This is a genomic window from Planctomycetota bacterium, from assembly GCA_039819165.1.
Taxonomy (GTDB): Bacteria; Planctomycetota; Phycisphaerae; order Phycisphaerales; family UBA1924; genus JAHCJI01.
In genome coordinates, this window is sequence record JBCBSM010000001.1 from 207513 (window position 1) to 222290 (window position 14778).

General features: G+C 70.7%; 16 protein-coding genes. 13 read left to right on the forward strand and 3 right to left on the reverse strand.

The window, feature by feature from the left end; translation table 11 throughout:
• Window positions 1-55 precede the first annotated feature (55 nt).
• The 4 genes from msrA to AAFX79_00910 all read left to right on the forward strand — a co-directional run bounded on the left by msrA (window position 56) and on the right by AAFX79_00910 (window position 3444).
• Window positions 56-547: a peptide-methionine (S)-S-oxide reductase MsrA gene (msrA, locus tag AAFX79_00895; protein MEO1007104.1), complete on the forward strand. Its 492-nt coding sequence runs from the start codon at window positions 56-58 to the stop codon at window positions 545-547.
• Between the two features lie 29 nt (window positions 548-576).
• The gene (locus AAFX79_00900) at window positions 577-1248 is read left to right on the forward strand and encodes an FUN14 domain-containing protein (GenBank protein MEO1007105.1); all 672 of its coding nucleotides are present in this window, start codon (window positions 577-579) and stop codon (window positions 1246-1248) included.
• A gap of 9 nt (window positions 1249-1257) precedes the next feature.
• Window positions 1258-2097, forward strand: coding sequence for a LytTR family DNA-binding domain-containing protein (locus AAFX79_00905; GenBank protein MEO1007106.1), 840 nt, complete (start codon window positions 1258-1260; stop codon window positions 2095-2097).
• A gap of 114 nt (window positions 2098-2211) precedes the next feature.
• Window positions 2212-3444, forward strand: a complete 1233-nt coding sequence (locus AAFX79_00910) for a VCBS repeat-containing protein (GenBank protein MEO1007107.1) — start codon at window positions 2212-2214, stop codon at window positions 3442-3444.
• Between the two features lie 16 nt (window positions 3445-3460).
• Here AAFX79_00910 and AAFX79_00915 read toward each other — a convergent pair whose 3' ends face one another.
• Window positions 3461-5167: an ATPase, T2SS/T4P/T4SS family gene (locus AAFX79_00915; protein MEO1007108.1), complete on the reverse strand. Its 1707-nt coding sequence runs from the start codon at window positions 5165-5167 to the stop codon at window positions 3461-3463.
• Window positions 5168-5330: 163 nt separating this feature from the next.
• On the opposite strand from AAFX79_00915, the gene AAFX79_00920 reads away from it, so the two are divergent.
• On the forward strand, window positions 5331-6071 hold the full coding sequence (locus AAFX79_00920) for a 6-phosphogluconolactonase (protein ID MEO1007109.1): 741 nt from the start codon (window positions 5331-5333) through the stop codon (window positions 6069-6071).
• Between the two features lie 4 nt (window positions 6072-6075).
• Window positions 6076-6855 carry an RluA family pseudouridine synthase gene (locus AAFX79_00925; protein ID MEO1007110.1) on the forward strand — a complete coding sequence of 260 codons (780 nt, stop codon included), beginning with the start codon at window positions 6076-6078 and terminating at the stop codon, window positions 6853-6855.
• Here AAFX79_00925 and hemW read toward each other — a convergent pair.
• Window positions 6811-8064, reverse strand: a complete 1254-nt coding sequence (hemW, locus tag AAFX79_00930; protein ID MEO1007111.1) for a radical SAM family heme chaperone HemW — start codon at window positions 8062-8064, stop codon at window positions 6811-6813. The two genes, AAFX79_00925 and hemW, sit on opposite strands and share 45 nt — an antisense overlap.
• 17 nt (window positions 8065-8081) lie before the next feature.
• Between hemW and AAFX79_00935 the strand changes: the two genes are divergently transcribed.
• On the forward strand, window positions 8082-8519 hold the full coding sequence (locus AAFX79_00935; GenBank protein MEO1007112.1) for an FHA domain-containing protein: 438 nt from the start codon (window positions 8082-8084) through the stop codon (window positions 8517-8519).
• 25 nt (window positions 8520-8544) lie between these two features.
• Here AAFX79_00935 and AAFX79_00940 read toward each other — a convergent pair whose 3' ends face one another.
• Window positions 8545-8706 (reverse strand): hypothetical protein, encoded by a 162-nt coding sequence (locus AAFX79_00940; GenBank protein MEO1007113.1) that lies wholly within the window; start codon window positions 8704-8706, stop codon window positions 8545-8547.
• Between the two features lie 95 nt (window positions 8707-8801).
• On the opposite strand from AAFX79_00940, the gene AAFX79_00945 reads away from it, so the two are divergent.
• The 6 genes from AAFX79_00945 to AAFX79_00970 all read left to right on the forward strand — a co-directional run bounded on the left by AAFX79_00945 (window position 8802) and on the right by AAFX79_00970 (window position 14700).
• The gene (locus AAFX79_00945; protein ID MEO1007114.1) at window positions 8802-10142 is read left to right on the forward strand and encodes an adenylosuccinate synthase; all 1341 of its coding nucleotides are present in this window, start codon (window positions 8802-8804) and stop codon (window positions 10140-10142) included.
• 117 nt (window positions 10143-10259) lie between these two features.
• Window positions 10260-11024 (forward strand): polyprenyl diphosphate synthase, encoded by a 765-nt coding sequence (gene uppS / locus AAFX79_00950; protein ID MEO1007115.1) that lies wholly within the window; start codon window positions 10260-10262, stop codon window positions 11022-11024.
• A gap of 32 nt (window positions 11025-11056) precedes the next feature.
• Complete coding sequence (locus tag AAFX79_00955; protein ID MEO1007116.1) at window positions 11057-11920, forward strand: phosphatidate cytidylyltransferase; 864 nt, start codon at window positions 11057-11059, stop codon at window positions 11918-11920.
• 72 nt (window positions 11921-11992) lie between these two features.
• Window positions 11993-12757: a hypothetical protein gene (locus AAFX79_00960; GenBank protein MEO1007117.1), complete on the forward strand. Its 765-nt coding sequence runs from the start codon at window positions 11993-11995 to the stop codon at window positions 12755-12757.
• Between the two features lie 142 nt (window positions 12758-12899).
• Window positions 12900-13310 carry a hypothetical protein gene (locus AAFX79_00965; GenBank protein MEO1007118.1) on the forward strand — a complete coding sequence of 137 codons (411 nt, stop codon included), beginning with the start codon at window positions 12900-12902 and terminating at the stop codon, window positions 13308-13310.
• 25 nt (window positions 13311-13335) lie between these two features.
• Window positions 13336-14700 (forward strand): hypothetical protein, encoded by a 1365-nt coding sequence (locus tag AAFX79_00970; GenBank protein ID MEO1007119.1) that lies wholly within the window; start codon window positions 13336-13338, stop codon window positions 14698-14700.
• Window positions 14701-14778 lie beyond the last annotated feature (78 nt).

Below are 14778 nucleotides of genomic sequence, written 5' to 3' on the forward strand. Positions count from 1 at the left end.
GTCGAAACGCGACTTACACTTGCTCCAAGAGCTAGTGGGCCAACGGAGGCGATCGATGGGCACGCAATTCGCGACCTTTGCAGCCGGGTGCTTCTGGGGCGTGGAGCACCAGTTCCGCCAGATCGAGGGCGTCGTGGATACCGCCGTGGGCTACGCCGGCGGCGGCGTCGACGACCCGACCTACGAGCAGGTGTGCCGCGAGGACACGGGCCACGCCGAGGTCGTCCGCGTCGAGTACGACCCCGAAATAGTCGAGTACGACACGCTGCTGCACCACTTCTGGCGGCTGCACGATCCCACCCAGCGGAACCGCCAGGGGCCCGACGTCGGCACCCAGTATCGCTCGGCCATCTTCTATGAGACGCCCGAGCAGCAGGCCGCGGCGCAAGACTCCAAGCGGGCCGAGGACGAGTCGGGCCGGCACGGCAGGCCGATCGCGACCGAGATCAGCCCGGCCGCGACCTTCTACCGGGCCGAGGAGTACCACCAGCGGTACCTCGAGAAGCGGGGCATGGCGACCTGCGCGATGCCCACCGGCGGGCATTAGCCGCTCGGCCGGACCAGCCGGGAGAGGCAATGAGCGACGAGGCGGCATCGGCGGCGGGTGAGGTAGCGCAGGGCGCGGCCGGCGTCATCGGCCAGATGAGCCTGGTGCAGCGGGCGCTCGTGGCGCTGTCGGGCGTGGTGATGGCCGCGGGCGTGGGCCTTGGCATCGCCGGACCGCTGGCGAGCGAGACCCCGGCGCCGCGGGCCGAGGTCGCCGCGGAGGGCCCGGGAGCGTCCGATGCGGGCGATGCGGCAGACGCGGCGAGCGGCTTCGTGGGCGATGGCGGCGGCATCGAATGGCCCGATGGTCTGCCGCGGCCGGGCCCGTCCGAGCCCGAGGCCGGCGAGGTGCCGGCGGACGCCGACGAGTTCGAGGACGGCGAGGCATCGACGGCCGATCCGTGGTCTCCGGCGATCTTCCGCATGGGCTTTAGCTTCTTCGTGGGCTTCGCGGTGGCCTACGCGGTGCGGGCCTTCGTCAAGGTCAGCCTGATCGGGCTGGGCATGGTGTTCTTGCTGCTGTTCGGCCTGCAGTACGCCGGCTTCGTCGAGGTGAAGTGGGACGTCATCGGCGACCGCTACGACTCGACGCAGGCGTGGCTGGGCGGCCAGATCAGCGGCTTTACGGCCTTCGCGACGGGCTACCTGCCCTCGGCGGGCGCCGCGGTGGGCGGCCTGGCGTTCGGCTTCAAGCGGAAGTAGGGTGCCGCAGTGGCGCACCGGCGGATCTGGCTGGCCTCGATCGTGGTGTGGTCGGTCGTCGCCGTGCTGGCCGCGACCGACCAGTGGGCCGCCTGGCGCGACACGCCCAAGGAACTGAGCTGGCTGCGGGCGCTGGGCTGGCAGGGGTCGAGCTGGCTCGTGCTGGTGCCGGTCACGCCGCTGCTGTTCGAGGTGGTGCGGCGGTGGCCGCTGGAGCGTGGGCGGCCGCGACGCCTCCTCGCGCACGTCCTGGGCGGGCTGGTGACGGGCTGCCTGTTCCTGCTGGCCTCGGTGCCGTTGCGGCTTGCGTTCCATCCCAGCCCGATGCGATGGTCGTTCTTCGGCGAGGCCTACCACAAGTCGCTGCCGCAGGCCGTGGCGATCGGCGTGGGCGTGTACTGGCTGGTGGTTGTCGTGGCGTCGCTAACGGAGACCCGGCGGCGCCTCCGCGAAGCGGACCGGCCACCAGCTGAGGTCGACCAGCCCGCACCGGCGACGGAGCACGTGCTACTCCAGACGCCGGGCGGGGTGGCGCGGCTCGCGATCGGGTCCATCTCGTGGGCCGAGCCGCACGAGCCGGGGTCGCGCGTGCACGCGGCGGGGGAGGCGCTGCTGGTCCGCCACACGCTGGCGGAGCTGGAGTCGATGCTCTCGGGCTTCGTGCGCACGCATCGCGCGTGCCTCGTCAATCCGTCGCACGTCCGGGAGGTGCTCGGGGCGTCCAGCCGCGATGGCAGCGTGCGGCTCGCGAGTGGCGAAGTGCTGCCGCTCAGCCGCCGGCGTCGTGCGGAGGTCGACGAGGCCATCGGGGCGGCACCGGCCCATTTGTCCAGACCGGCGACCGCCTGAGCCGCGCCGCTCGCCCCCGGATGTGCGCCGCTCGCCGATCGGGCGGACCGCGGCGGCCTTGGGCGTGGTATCCGATGCGGCACGCGGGCCCCGCGTGCGCAAAAGGAGACCGCCATGCCCCGAGTTCTGACGTCCGTTCCTGTCCGCCGCTCGCTCGCCCTCGCCGGGGCGCTCGCCGCCGGCATTCCGTCGTTCGCCGCGTGCGTCGGCGCGCCCCGGCCGCCGACGCACTTCGAGCTGCACGGCCAGCCCGTGCCCGTGGGCCCGATGCCGGGCGGGCTGGTGCTCGCCGACATGGACGCCGATGGCGACCTCGACGCCGTGGTGGTCTGCGGGCCGTGCTGCGGGCGGGATCCGGTGCCCGAGTCGGGCCATCTCCGGGTGCTGCTCAACGACGGCGGGGGCACGCTCCGCCCGCTCGGCGGCCGCATCCGTCTCGGAGAGACGGCCACCGGAGGCGACGTGGGCGACGTCAACGGCGACGGCATCCTCGACGTCGTGGCGCACCACCACCTGAGCTACCGCATCGCCGTGCTCCTGGGGGTGGGCGATGGTCGGCTCGCCGAACCCCGCTACGTCGAGATGCACCGGGGCGGCTCGCCGCACGTGCACGCGCTGCGGCTGGCCGACGTCGACAACGACGGCGACCTCGACGTGCTGGCCACGCTGGTCGATGACCACGCCATGGCCGTGCTGCTGGGGGACGGCGCGGGTGGATTTGCGCCCGCGCTGGGCCAGCCGTACTTCGCCCATCGGCACCCGTACGCCGGCCTCCGCGTGGCCGACCTCAACGCCGACGGCAACCTCGATGCCGTCATGACCGACGTCCGCGGCAACGGCATGACCGTGCTGCTGGGCTCGGGCACCGGCATGTTCAGCCCCCGCAACGGCTTTGACCTGAACACCACGATGCCCATCGCTTCGGCCGAGCGGCCGATGTCCTGCGACCTGGGCGACCTGGATGGCGATGGCGATCTCGATGCGCTGGCGTTCATCGACGAGAGCCCCATGGTCATCCGGCTGGAAAACACCGGCGGCGGCATGTTCGTCGAGGCCGGGGATCCCATCATCGACCTGCGGACGCCCAGCGTCGGCGGCCGGCTCGTCGACGTCTCGGGCGACGGCCTGCTTGACGTCGTCGCGTCGGGCACGGCCTCGAGGCGGGTTGCGGTGTGCTTCGGAGAGCCCGGCGGCGGCTTCTCGCCCGCGATGCACGTCGACGCCGGCGGCCGCAGCCCGGGCGTGGCGGTGGGGGACATGGACGGCGACGGCCGTCCCGACATCGTGACCGCCAACTTCGACAGCGGGACGGTCAGCGTGCTGCGAAACGTGGGGCCCAGGGGCTAGCCGGTGCGTCCGGCGCTTACCCGGTGTCGCCCGCCACCTGGTTGACCTCGTCCAGGCTCGTCACGCCCTGCGCCGCGAGCCGCAGGCCGAAGGTCCGCAGCGTCGTGAACAGGTCCTGCTCGATGATCTTCTTCATCGATTGGATCGATGGCTCGCGGAGCACGATGTCTCGCAGCTCGTCGTTGAACTCGAGCAGCTCGAAGATGGCGCGGCGGCCGATGAACCCGGTCCTGAGGCAGCTCTTGCATCCCACGGGCACGTGCACCTTGTTGCTGCGTCCCATGTGCTTGGCTAGCTCGGGGCCGAGCTTGGCGGCCTCGCCGGGCGACAGCGGCACCTCGCGGCGGCACGTCGGGCACAGCACGCGGACGAGCCGCTGGGCGAGGATGACGTTGAGCGCGTTGGCGACCAGCGAGCCCTCGAGCCCGAGGTCGAGCACCCGGAAGACGGCCGACACGGTGTCCTTGGCGTGCACCGTCGAGAAGACGAGGTGGCCGGTCATCGCCGCCTGCATCGCGGTGCGGGCGGTCTCCTCATCGCGGATTTCGCCGACGAGGATGACGTCGGGATCCTGGCGGAGCACGCTGCGGAGCAGGCCGCTGAAGCCCAGGCCCTGGCGGTCGTCGACGGGGATCTGGGTCACCCCGTCGAGCTTGTACTCGACGGGGTCCTCGATGGTGACGACGTTCTTGGCCTCGCGGTTGATCTCGCGGACGCAGTTGTGCAGCGTGGTGGTCTTGCCCGAGCCGGTGGGCCCGCAGACCAGCAGCATGCCCTGGTCCTTGAGCAGCAGCTTCTTGACGCGGGGCAGCATGTAGGGCGCCAGGCCCAGGTCGTCGACGGACTGGGGCACGCCCCGCCCGTCGAGCACCCGCATGACGAGCTTCTGGCCGCCGACGGCGGGGGTGAAGCTGACGCGGTACTCGACGCGGCGCTCGCCGCCCGCACGCTCGTTCTTGGCCGGGAAGATGGCCGATAGCGTGCCGTCGTGGATCGCCTGGCGACCGGCGACCTCCATCTCGCAGGCGGTCTTGATGAGGTTGCACGCCAGCGTGCCCGCGGCGCTGGGCAGCTCGGCCAGCGGCACCATCTGGCCGTCGACGCGGAGCCGCGCGTTGTAGGTCTCGCCGCGGGGCTCGAGGTGGATGTCGGTAGCGCGGCTTCGGTCGGCGCTGGCGAGCATCAGCCGGATGGCGACCGGGCCCGGCGACTCGCCCCTGAGCGCCTCGGTCCGCTCGCCCGACGCGTTGAGGATCGTGATCCGCTCCTCGAGCGGGCCCGCGGGCGGGATCGCCTCGACCACCCGGCGGATCTCGCGGGCCCAGGACGACCCGGCCGCTGACGACTCGGCCGCCTTCCTGCCCTTCTTGCGGCCCTTGTCTCCGATGTCGGCGGCGTCCTCGTCGGTGGCGTCCTCGGCTGGCCGCAGCTCGATGGTGAACTCGTGGTCGCCCACGCGGAGGACGTCGCCGGCGTCGAGGTAGGTCTGGTCGACCTTGACCTCGTTGACGCGGGTGCCGTTGCGGGATTGCAGGTCCTGTACCACGTAGCGACCGCTGTCGTCGGGCTTGAGCAGGCAGTGGTGGCGGCTGGTGCGATCGTCGACCAGCCGGATGGCGTTGGTGGGGTGGCGGCCGATGGTGATCTCGCGGCCGTCGAGCGGATGGGCGCGGCCCCTCCAGCCCTTGGGCCGCAGCACGAGTTGGTCGGTCGCGGTGGTCATGGTCGGTGCGTCTCGTCGGGCTGGGGTCCCGGGTCGGCGCGGGCGGGCCGCAGCAGGCAGTGTACTACCGAGAGGGGCTTCTCGTGGCGATCAGCGGCCGATGGACCCCGCCGAAGTGCCGCGGGGCGGTGGCCTTGCGGCATCAACGCCGCCACAATGCTGCGTGGCGCTGCCCCCCATCGAGCTGGAACGCGAACCCCAAGCCCCGCAGCTGCGGGACACCGTCGCGGTTCGCCCCGCGCTCGAGGAAGTCCTGGGCGTAGTCGCGTCGGACGTGGCGATGCAGGCGGCCGCCTGCGTCCGCGAGTTCGGGGCCTTCCACCTCGCGTTATCGGGTGGGCCGATGATCGAGCGGGTCTGCCGCGAGCTGATGGTCGATCCGGCCTACCGCTCACTGCCCTGGCGCGACACCCACGTGTGGACGCTCGACGACGCGGCGGTGGAGCACAACGACCCGGCCAGCACCTACGGCATGCTCCGCGACCTGCTCGTGGGGCACGCCGGCATCCCCCGGGAGCACGTCCACGAGATCGCGGCCTTCCGGCCCGCCGCCGACGCCGAGTACGAGCGGGCCCTACGCCGCGGGCTCGGCGGCCGCACGCGGGGGCACGACCGGCTCGACATGGCGCTGCTCGCGCTGGATCCGTCGGGCATCGCGGGCCGTCTCCAGCCGCCGCACGCCGACGCCGACGACCACCTCGTGGTGCGGCTCCCCGACGCCGCGGTCACGATGACGCCGCGGATGCTGTCGGGCAGCCGCTTCCTGGGGGTGCTGGCGATCGGTTCCGGCGTGCGGGGCGCGCTGGGCGTAGCCGAGCGGGGGGAGGCCACGCCCGTCCCCGAGTTGCTCGGCGGGCACACCCGCTGGTACGTCGACCACGACGCCTGCGCGGATGGGGCGTAGCGGCGTGGCCACCCTGTCCATCGAGGCCAACCCCCGCATCCGCTACCGCGTGGCGCATCGCGACGAGCACCTGCTCGTGGTCGAGAAGCCCGCGCGGCTCGCGACGACCCCGGGGAAGGGGCACGACGCCGACACGCTGCTCAACGGCCTGTTCCACGAGTTCGGGCCGCAGCTGCAGAACGTGGGCCGCTCGCGGGACTTCGGGCTCATGCACCGCCTGGACCGCATGACCAGCGGGCTGCTGATCGTCGCGCTCTCGCCCCGCGTGTACGACGCGATGGCCGACCAGTTCCGCGAGCGGCGGATCGCCAAGTTCTACTGGGCGATCACCAAGCGCGCCCCGGCCAAGGTGCCCACGGGCGCTATCAGCAAGCCCATACTCGAGGAGCAGAAGGCCAAGAAGCTCGCCCGCATCGGCTCGGGTGGCAAGCCGGCGTTCACCGCCTACCGGCTGCTGGAGGCCAACCACCTGGCCGCGTTGCTCGAGTGCCGGGCGCTCACCGGCCGGCTGCACCAGGTCCGCGTGCACCTGGCGTCCATCGGCTGCCCGATCCTGGGCGACGACCTGTACGCCAACCCCGCGGTCGCCTCGGCGGCGTCGCGGCTGATGCTCCACGCTCACCGGCTGGTGCTCGAGCACCCCGAGACGGGCGCGCAGCTCGACGTGCGGGCGCCGCTGCCCAAGGACATCGCCGCGACGCTCAAGCGGGTGGGGCTGGCCAAGCCGGGTGAGCCGGGCTCACAGCAGGGCCATCAGGTCGGCGGCGATGCCGTCGGCCCGTAGCAGGCCCGCATCTTTGAGCATCACGCGGCCGCCGGCCCGTTGCGCGAGGTCGTCGCGGACGAGCGCGTCGTAGGCCGCGTCGAGCCGCTCCCGTGCTGGCTGGTCCAGGTCCGTGGCGATCCACGCAGGGTCGATGCCCTCGCGTAGCCGCAGCCCGGTCATGAGCCGCTCGGCCGCGGCGCGATTGGCATCGGGCGGCTCGACGTCGACGGCGGGCGGCGTGCCGTGCGGACCGCGGCGGGCCAGGTAGGTGTCCAGCCGCGGCGCGTTCTTCCATCGCCATCCCCGCAGGTGGCCCGACGCGGACGGGCCGGCGGCCAGCCAGTCGTCCTGCCGCCAGTACGCCAGGTTGTGCCTGCACTCGTGGCCCGGGGCGGCGAAGTTGCTGACCTCGTACCGCTGCAGGCCGGCGGCGCCGAGCCGGTCGATGGCGGCCTGCAGCATGTCGGCCTCGAGGTCGTCGTCGGCGGACTCGAATTCGCCCCGGCCGAGCCGCGCGGTCATCGCGGTGTTGGGCTCGTACGTCAGCGCATAGCACGACGCATGCGTCACGCCCAGGTCGAGGAGGCGGCCGAGATCCCGCCGCCAGTCGTCCATGGTCTGGCCCGGGATCGCGAAGATGAGGTCCACCGACTGGCGCGCGATGCCGGCGTCGCGGGCGAGCCGGATCGATCGCTCGACGTTGGCGGGATCGTGCCGCCGCTCGAGGGTCCGCAGGTGCCGCTCGTCGAAGGATTGGGCGCCGATGCTGATGCGGTTAACGCCGCCCGCGGCGAGCACGGCGAAGAGGTCGGGGCTGGCCGTCTCGGGATTGCACTCGACCGTGAATTCGGCGCTGGCCAGATCGAAGCGGTCGTGCATCGCCGCCAGCAGCCGTCGCCAGAGGTCGGGCCGCAGCAGCGTGGGCGTGCCGCCGCCCACGAACACCGTGGCCAGCGGGCCGGCGAGGGGCGGCAGACCCCCCAACTCCTCGATGAGTCGGTCGATGAAGGCGTCCTGGCGGTCGCGGGTGTCCACGAGGCTGTAGAAGTCGCAGTAGTGGCACTTGTGCGCGCAGAAGGGCACGTGGACGTAGAGCGACGCCGCGCCGGCCGCTCCCCGCTGGGCCCGCAATCGGTCGATAGGATGCTCGTCGGGCCGGCATTGCCCCGCCACGGTGATCGGAGTACGGTCGAGTCGCGGAGGCTGGTCCAGGAGCCGGGAACGCACGCACAGGAGGCTACGCCGTGGCCGTCGAGTTGGTTTTGGTGCCCAGGTCGGGCGAGCAACGCCCCTTCAAGGTGTCCCGCCCCCGGATCATCGGCCGAGAAGAGGACTGCGACTTCCGCATCCCCGTGGCCGAGGTCTCCCGCGAGCACTGCCGGGTGGAGCCCAGCGGCGGCGGTCTGGCGATCATGGATCTGGGCTCGAGCAACGGCACCTTCGTCAACGGCCAGCAGGTCGAGGAGTCCGAACTCGGGGCGGGCGACGTCGTGAAGATCGGGCCGGCGGTGTTCGTGGTGCGGGTGGACGGCAATCCGGCGTCGATCGATGCCCAGGACGCGTGGGAGCGGGCGGGGACGGCCGTCGCCGCGGGCCAGTCGCCCCAGCAGATCGGCGGCGGCTCCCAGGCGGCCGACGACGATGACCTCTTCTCAGACTTCGACTTTGACGACGACGATTGAGCCCGCCGGGCCGCGGGAGTCTGGGCTACGCCGACTTCTTGGGCGGCGCCTTCTTCTCGGGCACGCGGATGACCGAGCCGCACGATCGGCACCGGATGGTCTTGCCGCGGGCCGAAGTGGGCACCGACAGCACCTTGCGGCAGGTGAGGCTCGGACACATGATCCGGATGTGTTCGTTATCGGCCATGGGCGTTTCGATCCGCTCCCAACACCGCGGAGATCGGCCGCGCCGGGCTCGCACTTGAGGGCGTTGGGCGGCATCGCGCCGCGGCGGGAGTCCGCGTGACCCCGGCGCACGAGTCGGGTGCGTCCCCGATCGACCCGCGGTCGTGCCCGCGAGGCTCGGCCGCGGCCGTCGTCGGCCTCCAGTGGGGCGACGAGGGCAAGGGCAAGTTCGTCGACCTGCTGGCGCCGGGATTCGCCGCGGTCGTGCGATACAACGGCGGCGCCAATGCCGGCCACACCATCGTTGCCGATGGGCGCACCTTTGCGCTGCACCTGATCCCGTCGGGCATCCTGCGCCCGGGCACGCGGGCGGTCATCGCCAACGGCGTCGTGGTTGATCCGGCCGGGCTCGTCGCCGAGCTCGAGGGCTTGGAGTCCAAGGGCGTGGACGTCTCGGGGCTGGTGGTGTCGTCGCGGGCGCACGTCGTCATGCCGTACCACCGGGCGCTCGACGAGCGGCTCGAGTCCGCGCTCGATGGCACTCCGAGAGGCACCACGACCGCCATCGGCACCACCAAGCGGGGCATCGGGCCGACCTACGCCGAGAAGGCGATCCGCATGGCCGCCGTCCGCGTGGGTGACCTGGTGCGGGGCGGCGATGTACTGCGGGACCGGGTGCAGCTCGCGCTCGGCCTGCACGATTCGTTCGCCGCGGCGTCGGGCGTGGACGGCCTGCTGGCGGACCTCGAGCCGCTGGGCGCGCGGCTGCGGCCCGTCGTCGCCGATACGACCTATCTGCTGCACGACCTGCTGAGCTCGGGCGAACGCGTGCTCTTCGAGGGCGGCAACGCCACGCTCCTCGACATCGACCACGGCACGTTCCCGTACGTCACCTCGTCCAACTGCTCGGCCCTGGGCATCCCGGCGGGCAGCGGCGTGCCGGGCACCCGGTTGGCATCGGTGGTCGGCGTCATGAAGGTCTACACCACCCGCGTCGGCCTGGGCCCGATGCCCACCGAGATCGACGGCGATCTCGCCCACGAGATCCGCGAGCGGGGCGGCGAGTACGGCACAACCACCGGACGGCCCCGGCGCATCGGCTGGCTGGACCTCGTCGCACTGCGGTATTCGGCCATGATCAACGGCGCGACGATGCTGGCCGTCACGATGCTCGATGTGCTCGCAGGCCTCGACGAGGTGCGCGTCTGCACCGCCTACGAGCTGCCCGACGGCACCCGCACCGACCGCTTCCTGCCCGACGCGGTGGACCTGGCCGGCGCCACCCCGGTGTACGAAACGCTGCCCGGATTCGAACCCGACATCGGCGGCTGCCGAAGCATGGACGAATTGCCCGCGGCCGCCCGCCGGCTGCTCGGCCGCATCGCCGAGCACGCCAGGGTGCCGGTGGGCTTCGTGGGCGTCGGGCCGGATCGCGAGCAGACGATCGCCGCCGGCTAGGTGCGCGAGAGACGAGCGATGCGCGGTCGCGTCGACCGAGCACGACCTGGCGGGGGATGCATGGGCGATCGAGCGGCACCACACGATGCGGGAGCGGGCGGCGGCGCGGATCCCGCGGTGCTGAGCACCCTCGGGCTCGATGCCGATCGCGTCCCCCGGCACGTCGCGATCATCATGGACGGCAACGGCCGCTGGGCCCAGGCGCGGGGCCTGCCCCGCATCTGGGGCCACCGTGAGGGGGCCGTCCGCGTCCGTGAGATCGTGACCCGGGCCGGCGACCTGGGCATCGAGCACCTGACCCTGTTCTCGTTCTCGAGCGAGAACTGGAAGCGGCCGAGCGAAGAGATCCGCCAGCTGATGCTGCTGTGCGTGGCCTACCTCGACGGCGAGGAGCGGCGGCTGGCCGACGAGGGCGTGCGGCTGCGGGTCATCGGCCGCCGCGCGGGCCTGCCCACCGACGTCGTCGAGGCCATCGAGCGCGTCGAGCGGACGACCGCCGGCGGCACACGGGGGCAGCTCAACCTGGCGATCAACTACGGCGGCCGCGCCGAGATCGCCGACGCCGCCCGGGCGATCGCGGCCCGGGTTGCGTCTGGCCAGCTCGATCCCGACGCCATCGACGAAGCGACGGTCGCGGACAACCTGTACACCGCGGGCATGCCCGACCCGGATTTGCTCATCCGTACCGCCGGCGAGATGCGGGTGAGCAACTACCTGCTGTGGCAGATCAGCTACGCCGAGATCCACGTCTGCGAGGCCCCCTGGCCCGAATTCGACGCCGACCGTTTCGATGCCGCCATCCGCGACTACGCCGGCCGAACACGCCGGTACGGGCTTACCGACGCGCAGCTCTCGGCCGCCGACGGCGACGCGGGTCGGTAGCCACGTCCATCCGGCTCTCTACACTCGCCGCTATGCAGAAGCGTCTTCTGTTCGGGTTTGTGCTCGTGCTCCTCGTCGCGGCGGTGGTGCTGGCCGAGGAGGGGCTCGAGGGCGAGCGCGTCGCGGGGGTCACGCTGCCCGCGGGCGTGTTCGTGCTACCCGTGATGGTGGCGCTGGCGGCGCTCGCGGCCCGGGAGCTGGCGCTGCTCTTCCGGGCCAAGGGTGCGGACATCTCGAGCGGCCTGCTGAGCGTGTCCGCCGCCGCCGGCGTGATGGCGTCGACCCCCGTGGCGACCGACCCAGTCGTCTCGACGCTCGCGGGCGTGATGGCCGTCGGTCCCGTGGTTCTGCACGGGCTGCGGCGTCGCAGCTCGGGCGTGCTCGTGGCGGTCGGCGCCTCGCTGTTCGCATTCGCATACGCCGGGCTGCTGTTCGGCTTCCTGCTCCGCATCCGCCTGGAGCACTCGATATGGGTGCTGGTGCTCGTGCTGGCGGTGGTCAAGTCGTGCGACATCTTCGCCTATTTCACGGGCCGGTTGGTGGGCCGCACGCCCTTGATCGGCTGGCTGAGCCCCGGCAAGACGCGGGAGGGCCTCGCGGGCGGGCTGGTCGGGTCGGCCGTCGTCGGGGGCGTTGGGGCGGTGCTCGTGCTGGGCGATCGCAGTGCGGGCGTCGTGGATGGGCCGGCCGCCTGGGCCATCGCGGGGGCGGCGGTGGGGGCGATGCTCGGCGGCCTGGGCCAGCTGGGCGACCTCGCCGCCAGCATGCTCAAGAGGGACGCGGGCGTGAAGGACGCCGGCCGCGCGCTGCCGGGCTTCGGCGGCGTGCTGGACATGCTGGACTCGCCCATCTTCGTCGCGCCGGTGGCCTATTGGTTGTTATCGCTGCCGGGATAGCGAACTCGCGGAGCGTTCGGGGATGTCCACGCGCCCGAGACCCGCTACACTCTCTGCGGGAGTGCGGCGTCCATGACGATGAGCGAAACCGAACGGCTACTTCGCGTCTTCCGAGTTGACAACAGCATCGAGGGCTTGCAGAGCAGGCTCAGGGCCGCAGAAAGATTCCTCGCAGAACAGGAACGCCAGCTCGGTGAGCTGGCCGATCGCCACTCCACGCTCGATGCCGAGCTGCGCAAGGCCAAGGCCAGCGCTGCCAATGCCGAGGGCGAGGCCAAGGCTCTCGACGAGAAGATCACCGACCTCCGCGAGAAGATGAACACGGCCAACTCCAACAAGGAGTACCAGGCCTACCTCGCCGAGATCTCGACCTTCAAGACCCAGAAGGACGAGCACGAGTCGGTCGCCATCGAACTGATCGCCCGGGTCGAGTCGCTGACCGCCGAGGTCGACGAGATCGACAAGGCCAAGGCCGAGCGGCAGGGCGTCCGCGGCGTCGCGACCACGCAGCGCGACGAGCGGGCCGCCGAGATCAAGGATCGCCTGGACGAGCTCAAGAAGGAGCGCGACGAGCTGATCGCCGAGGTGCCCGAGCACACGCTGAGCCACTACGTCCGCATCCGCTCGCAGCTGGGCGACGAGGCGATGGCGCCCGTCGAGGTCGTCGACGTCAAGCGGCACGAGTTCGTCTGCGGCACCAGCATGCTGGCCGTGCCCGTTGAGACGGTGGCCGCGCTGCTGAGCCACGGCCGCGTGACCACCGACCCCCAGAGCGGCGCCATCCTCTACCTCAGCGACGAGGCGAAGAAGGCGATGGAGCCGGCGGGCAAGCGGTAGGCGAGACGCCGCTCGGTGGCCGCCGCATTCCGCGGCAGCGTTTCTGCAGATAATGCAACTTCCCAGATTTCGCGCGGCACTTGCCGACGAATCTGATATGTTATTTCTCAACCAGATCGCGTGCGTTCAGCGGGAGGGATCGATGCCCAGATGCATCGCCGGTATCGTCGTGCTCCTCTTCGGGATGGCCGCCAGCGGACAGACGCTGCCGACCTACGGACACGACTTCGTGGTCATTGGGGCTCCCGGCAACCGTGCGGCGACGCCCGCGGAGGCGCCCGACTGGTCCGGGGCACCGCTCGGTGCCGTGGACTACGAGTTCCGCATCACGCGGACGGAGGTCACCAAGATCCAGTTCGCCGAGTTCGTGAACGCGTACATCCGCACGCCCGGGGCGGCGACGGCGGGCGGCTGGATCGGCCCGGGCCTCACGGTGACTCGGTTCGATCCTGAGGGCTTCCCGATCTGGGAGCCGTGGATGGGTTTCGAGTTGCATCGGTGGTCCCGGCACCCGGAGCCGGCATCATCATTGGAGTCGGCATGCTTGGATTAAGTCAAAGAAGGCGAAGGAGGTCATCATGATTCGCATTGCCATCTGCATCTTGTGCGTGCTCGTGGTACCGGTCCTCGGGGAGCCGCAGGTCGTGCGGACGCAGGGCGCGGGCACGCTCATCGAGGTCGTCACTCCCGTCCCGGGTGGCAAGTGGGACATCGACATCGACTTTGAAGCGACCAGCACGTCGTTCGTCGTGACCGTGACCGCCGATGATGATGATGACATCCGGAACGTCCAGATTACTGCCCGCGGCCCTGCGGCGGGGGCGACGACCGGGACGATCGTGTTTGACGGAGACGGTGGCACCGGCTTCATTCAGAGCATCGAGGAGATCGAGTTTCTTGGCGCTGGAACCATGGGCGCTGATCCTGCCAGGATCGTAGTCAATATTAACATTGCTTCGGAGACTGACACCGGTCGAGTGGGCGTGGCCGGCGGGGGTGGCCGACTCGAGGCTCATCGGTTTAGCCAGATTATCTGCAACGAAATCACCGCAGACATAGAGGTCATCGAAGACAACATCACTTCGAGCGGAACGATCAACTCCATCGAGATCCGGAATGGTGGCAGTCTGACCGGAAATGTCTCTGCTCGCAGCATCGGCATTCTCAACGTAGTGGACGGCGATATCGGCGCATCGGGTGCCTTGGTTGATATTGATGTCACTGCTGGCGATGCTGCGATTCAGGCAGAAAGCATCTACGCCAACATCGATGTCGCCGGCGACATCACGGTCTTCAACGTTCGAGGGACTAATCCATCGGCAAACGTGCCCGACGGCGTCTTCGACGGCACGCTGGTCTGCGACCGCTTCGACCAGCCGAGCGGATCACCCTTTGGCCTCGCCATGGCGATCTGGGGCGATCTGCTGGGCGACATCACGATCCGCGACGAAGTCAACGGCGATACGAGCCTCGCCATCGGCCGCACGATGGATGGCGATATCACCCTCGACGAGGCCGATGGCCTCGAGGGACAGGTGATCATCGGGTGGCTGTCCGCCCAGACGCCGGCGTGGAACGGCGGCGTCACCGTCGACTCGGTCGCGCTCTCGCCGAAGGGGGCGTACACGCAGACGGGTCTCGGTGGTGGAGCCGTGACCCTCGCGCCGCACGGGCTGCACTTCCAGGACTGCGATCCCGCGTACACGGCGGGCGGCGGCTACCCGGTCATCACGGCGACCACTGACCGCGAGATCGACCTCGTCCACTACGGCCAGGTCCAACTCGTCGGGGGAACGGGCATTCCATATCGCGTCGATGAGCTCCCCGGCGCGCACAACTGCAGCGGTTCCCCCTGCTTCGAAGAGGGCGGCCACCGACGTGACTTCGAGCTGGACGTTGGTGTCCGTGTCCGGCCGCATCGCGATCATCCGAGGCGATGTTGACTCCGACAAGCACTACCACATCTCGCTCAACCCGGGATCGTCGGGCTCGGAACACCCCGAAACCACGGAGCTGAGAGG

Excerpts from the sequence above, each read along its gene's own strand:
- AAFX79_00900 (MEO1007105.1), top strand. The coding sequence starts at position 577 with ATGAGCGACGAGGCGGCATCGGCGGCGGGTGAGGTAGCGCAGGGCGCG.
- AAFX79_00955 (MEO1007116.1), top strand. The coding sequence starts at position 11,057 with ATGCAGAAGCGTCTTCTGTTCGGGTTTGTGCTCGTGCTCCTCGTCGCG.
- AAFX79_00960 (MEO1007117.1), top strand. The coding sequence starts at position 11,993 with ATGACGATGAGCGAAACCGAACGGCTACTTCGCGTCTTCCGAGTTGAC.
- AAFX79_00965 (MEO1007118.1), top strand. The coding sequence starts at position 12,900 with ATGCCCAGATGCATCGCCGGTATCGTCGTGCTCCTCTTCGGGATGGCC.
- AAFX79_00970 (MEO1007119.1), top strand. The coding sequence starts at position 13,336 with ATGATTCGCATTGCCATCTGCATCTTGTGCGTGCTCGTGGTACCGGTC.
- AAFX79_00910 (MEO1007107.1), top strand. The coding sequence starts at position 2,212 with ATGCCCCGAGTTCTGACGTCCGTTCCTGTCCGCCGCTCGCTCGCCCTC.
- AAFX79_00940 (MEO1007113.1), bottom strand. The coding sequence starts at position 8,706 with ATGGCCGATAACGAACACATCCGGATCATGTGTCCGAGCCTCACCTGC.
- AAFX79_00915 (MEO1007108.1), bottom strand. The coding sequence starts at position 5,167 with ATGACCACCGCGACCGACCAACTCGTGCTGCGGCCCAAGGGCTGGAGG.
- msrA (MEO1007104.1), top strand. The coding sequence starts at position 56 with ATGGGCACGCAATTCGCGACCTTTGCAGCCGGGTGCTTCTGGGGCGTG.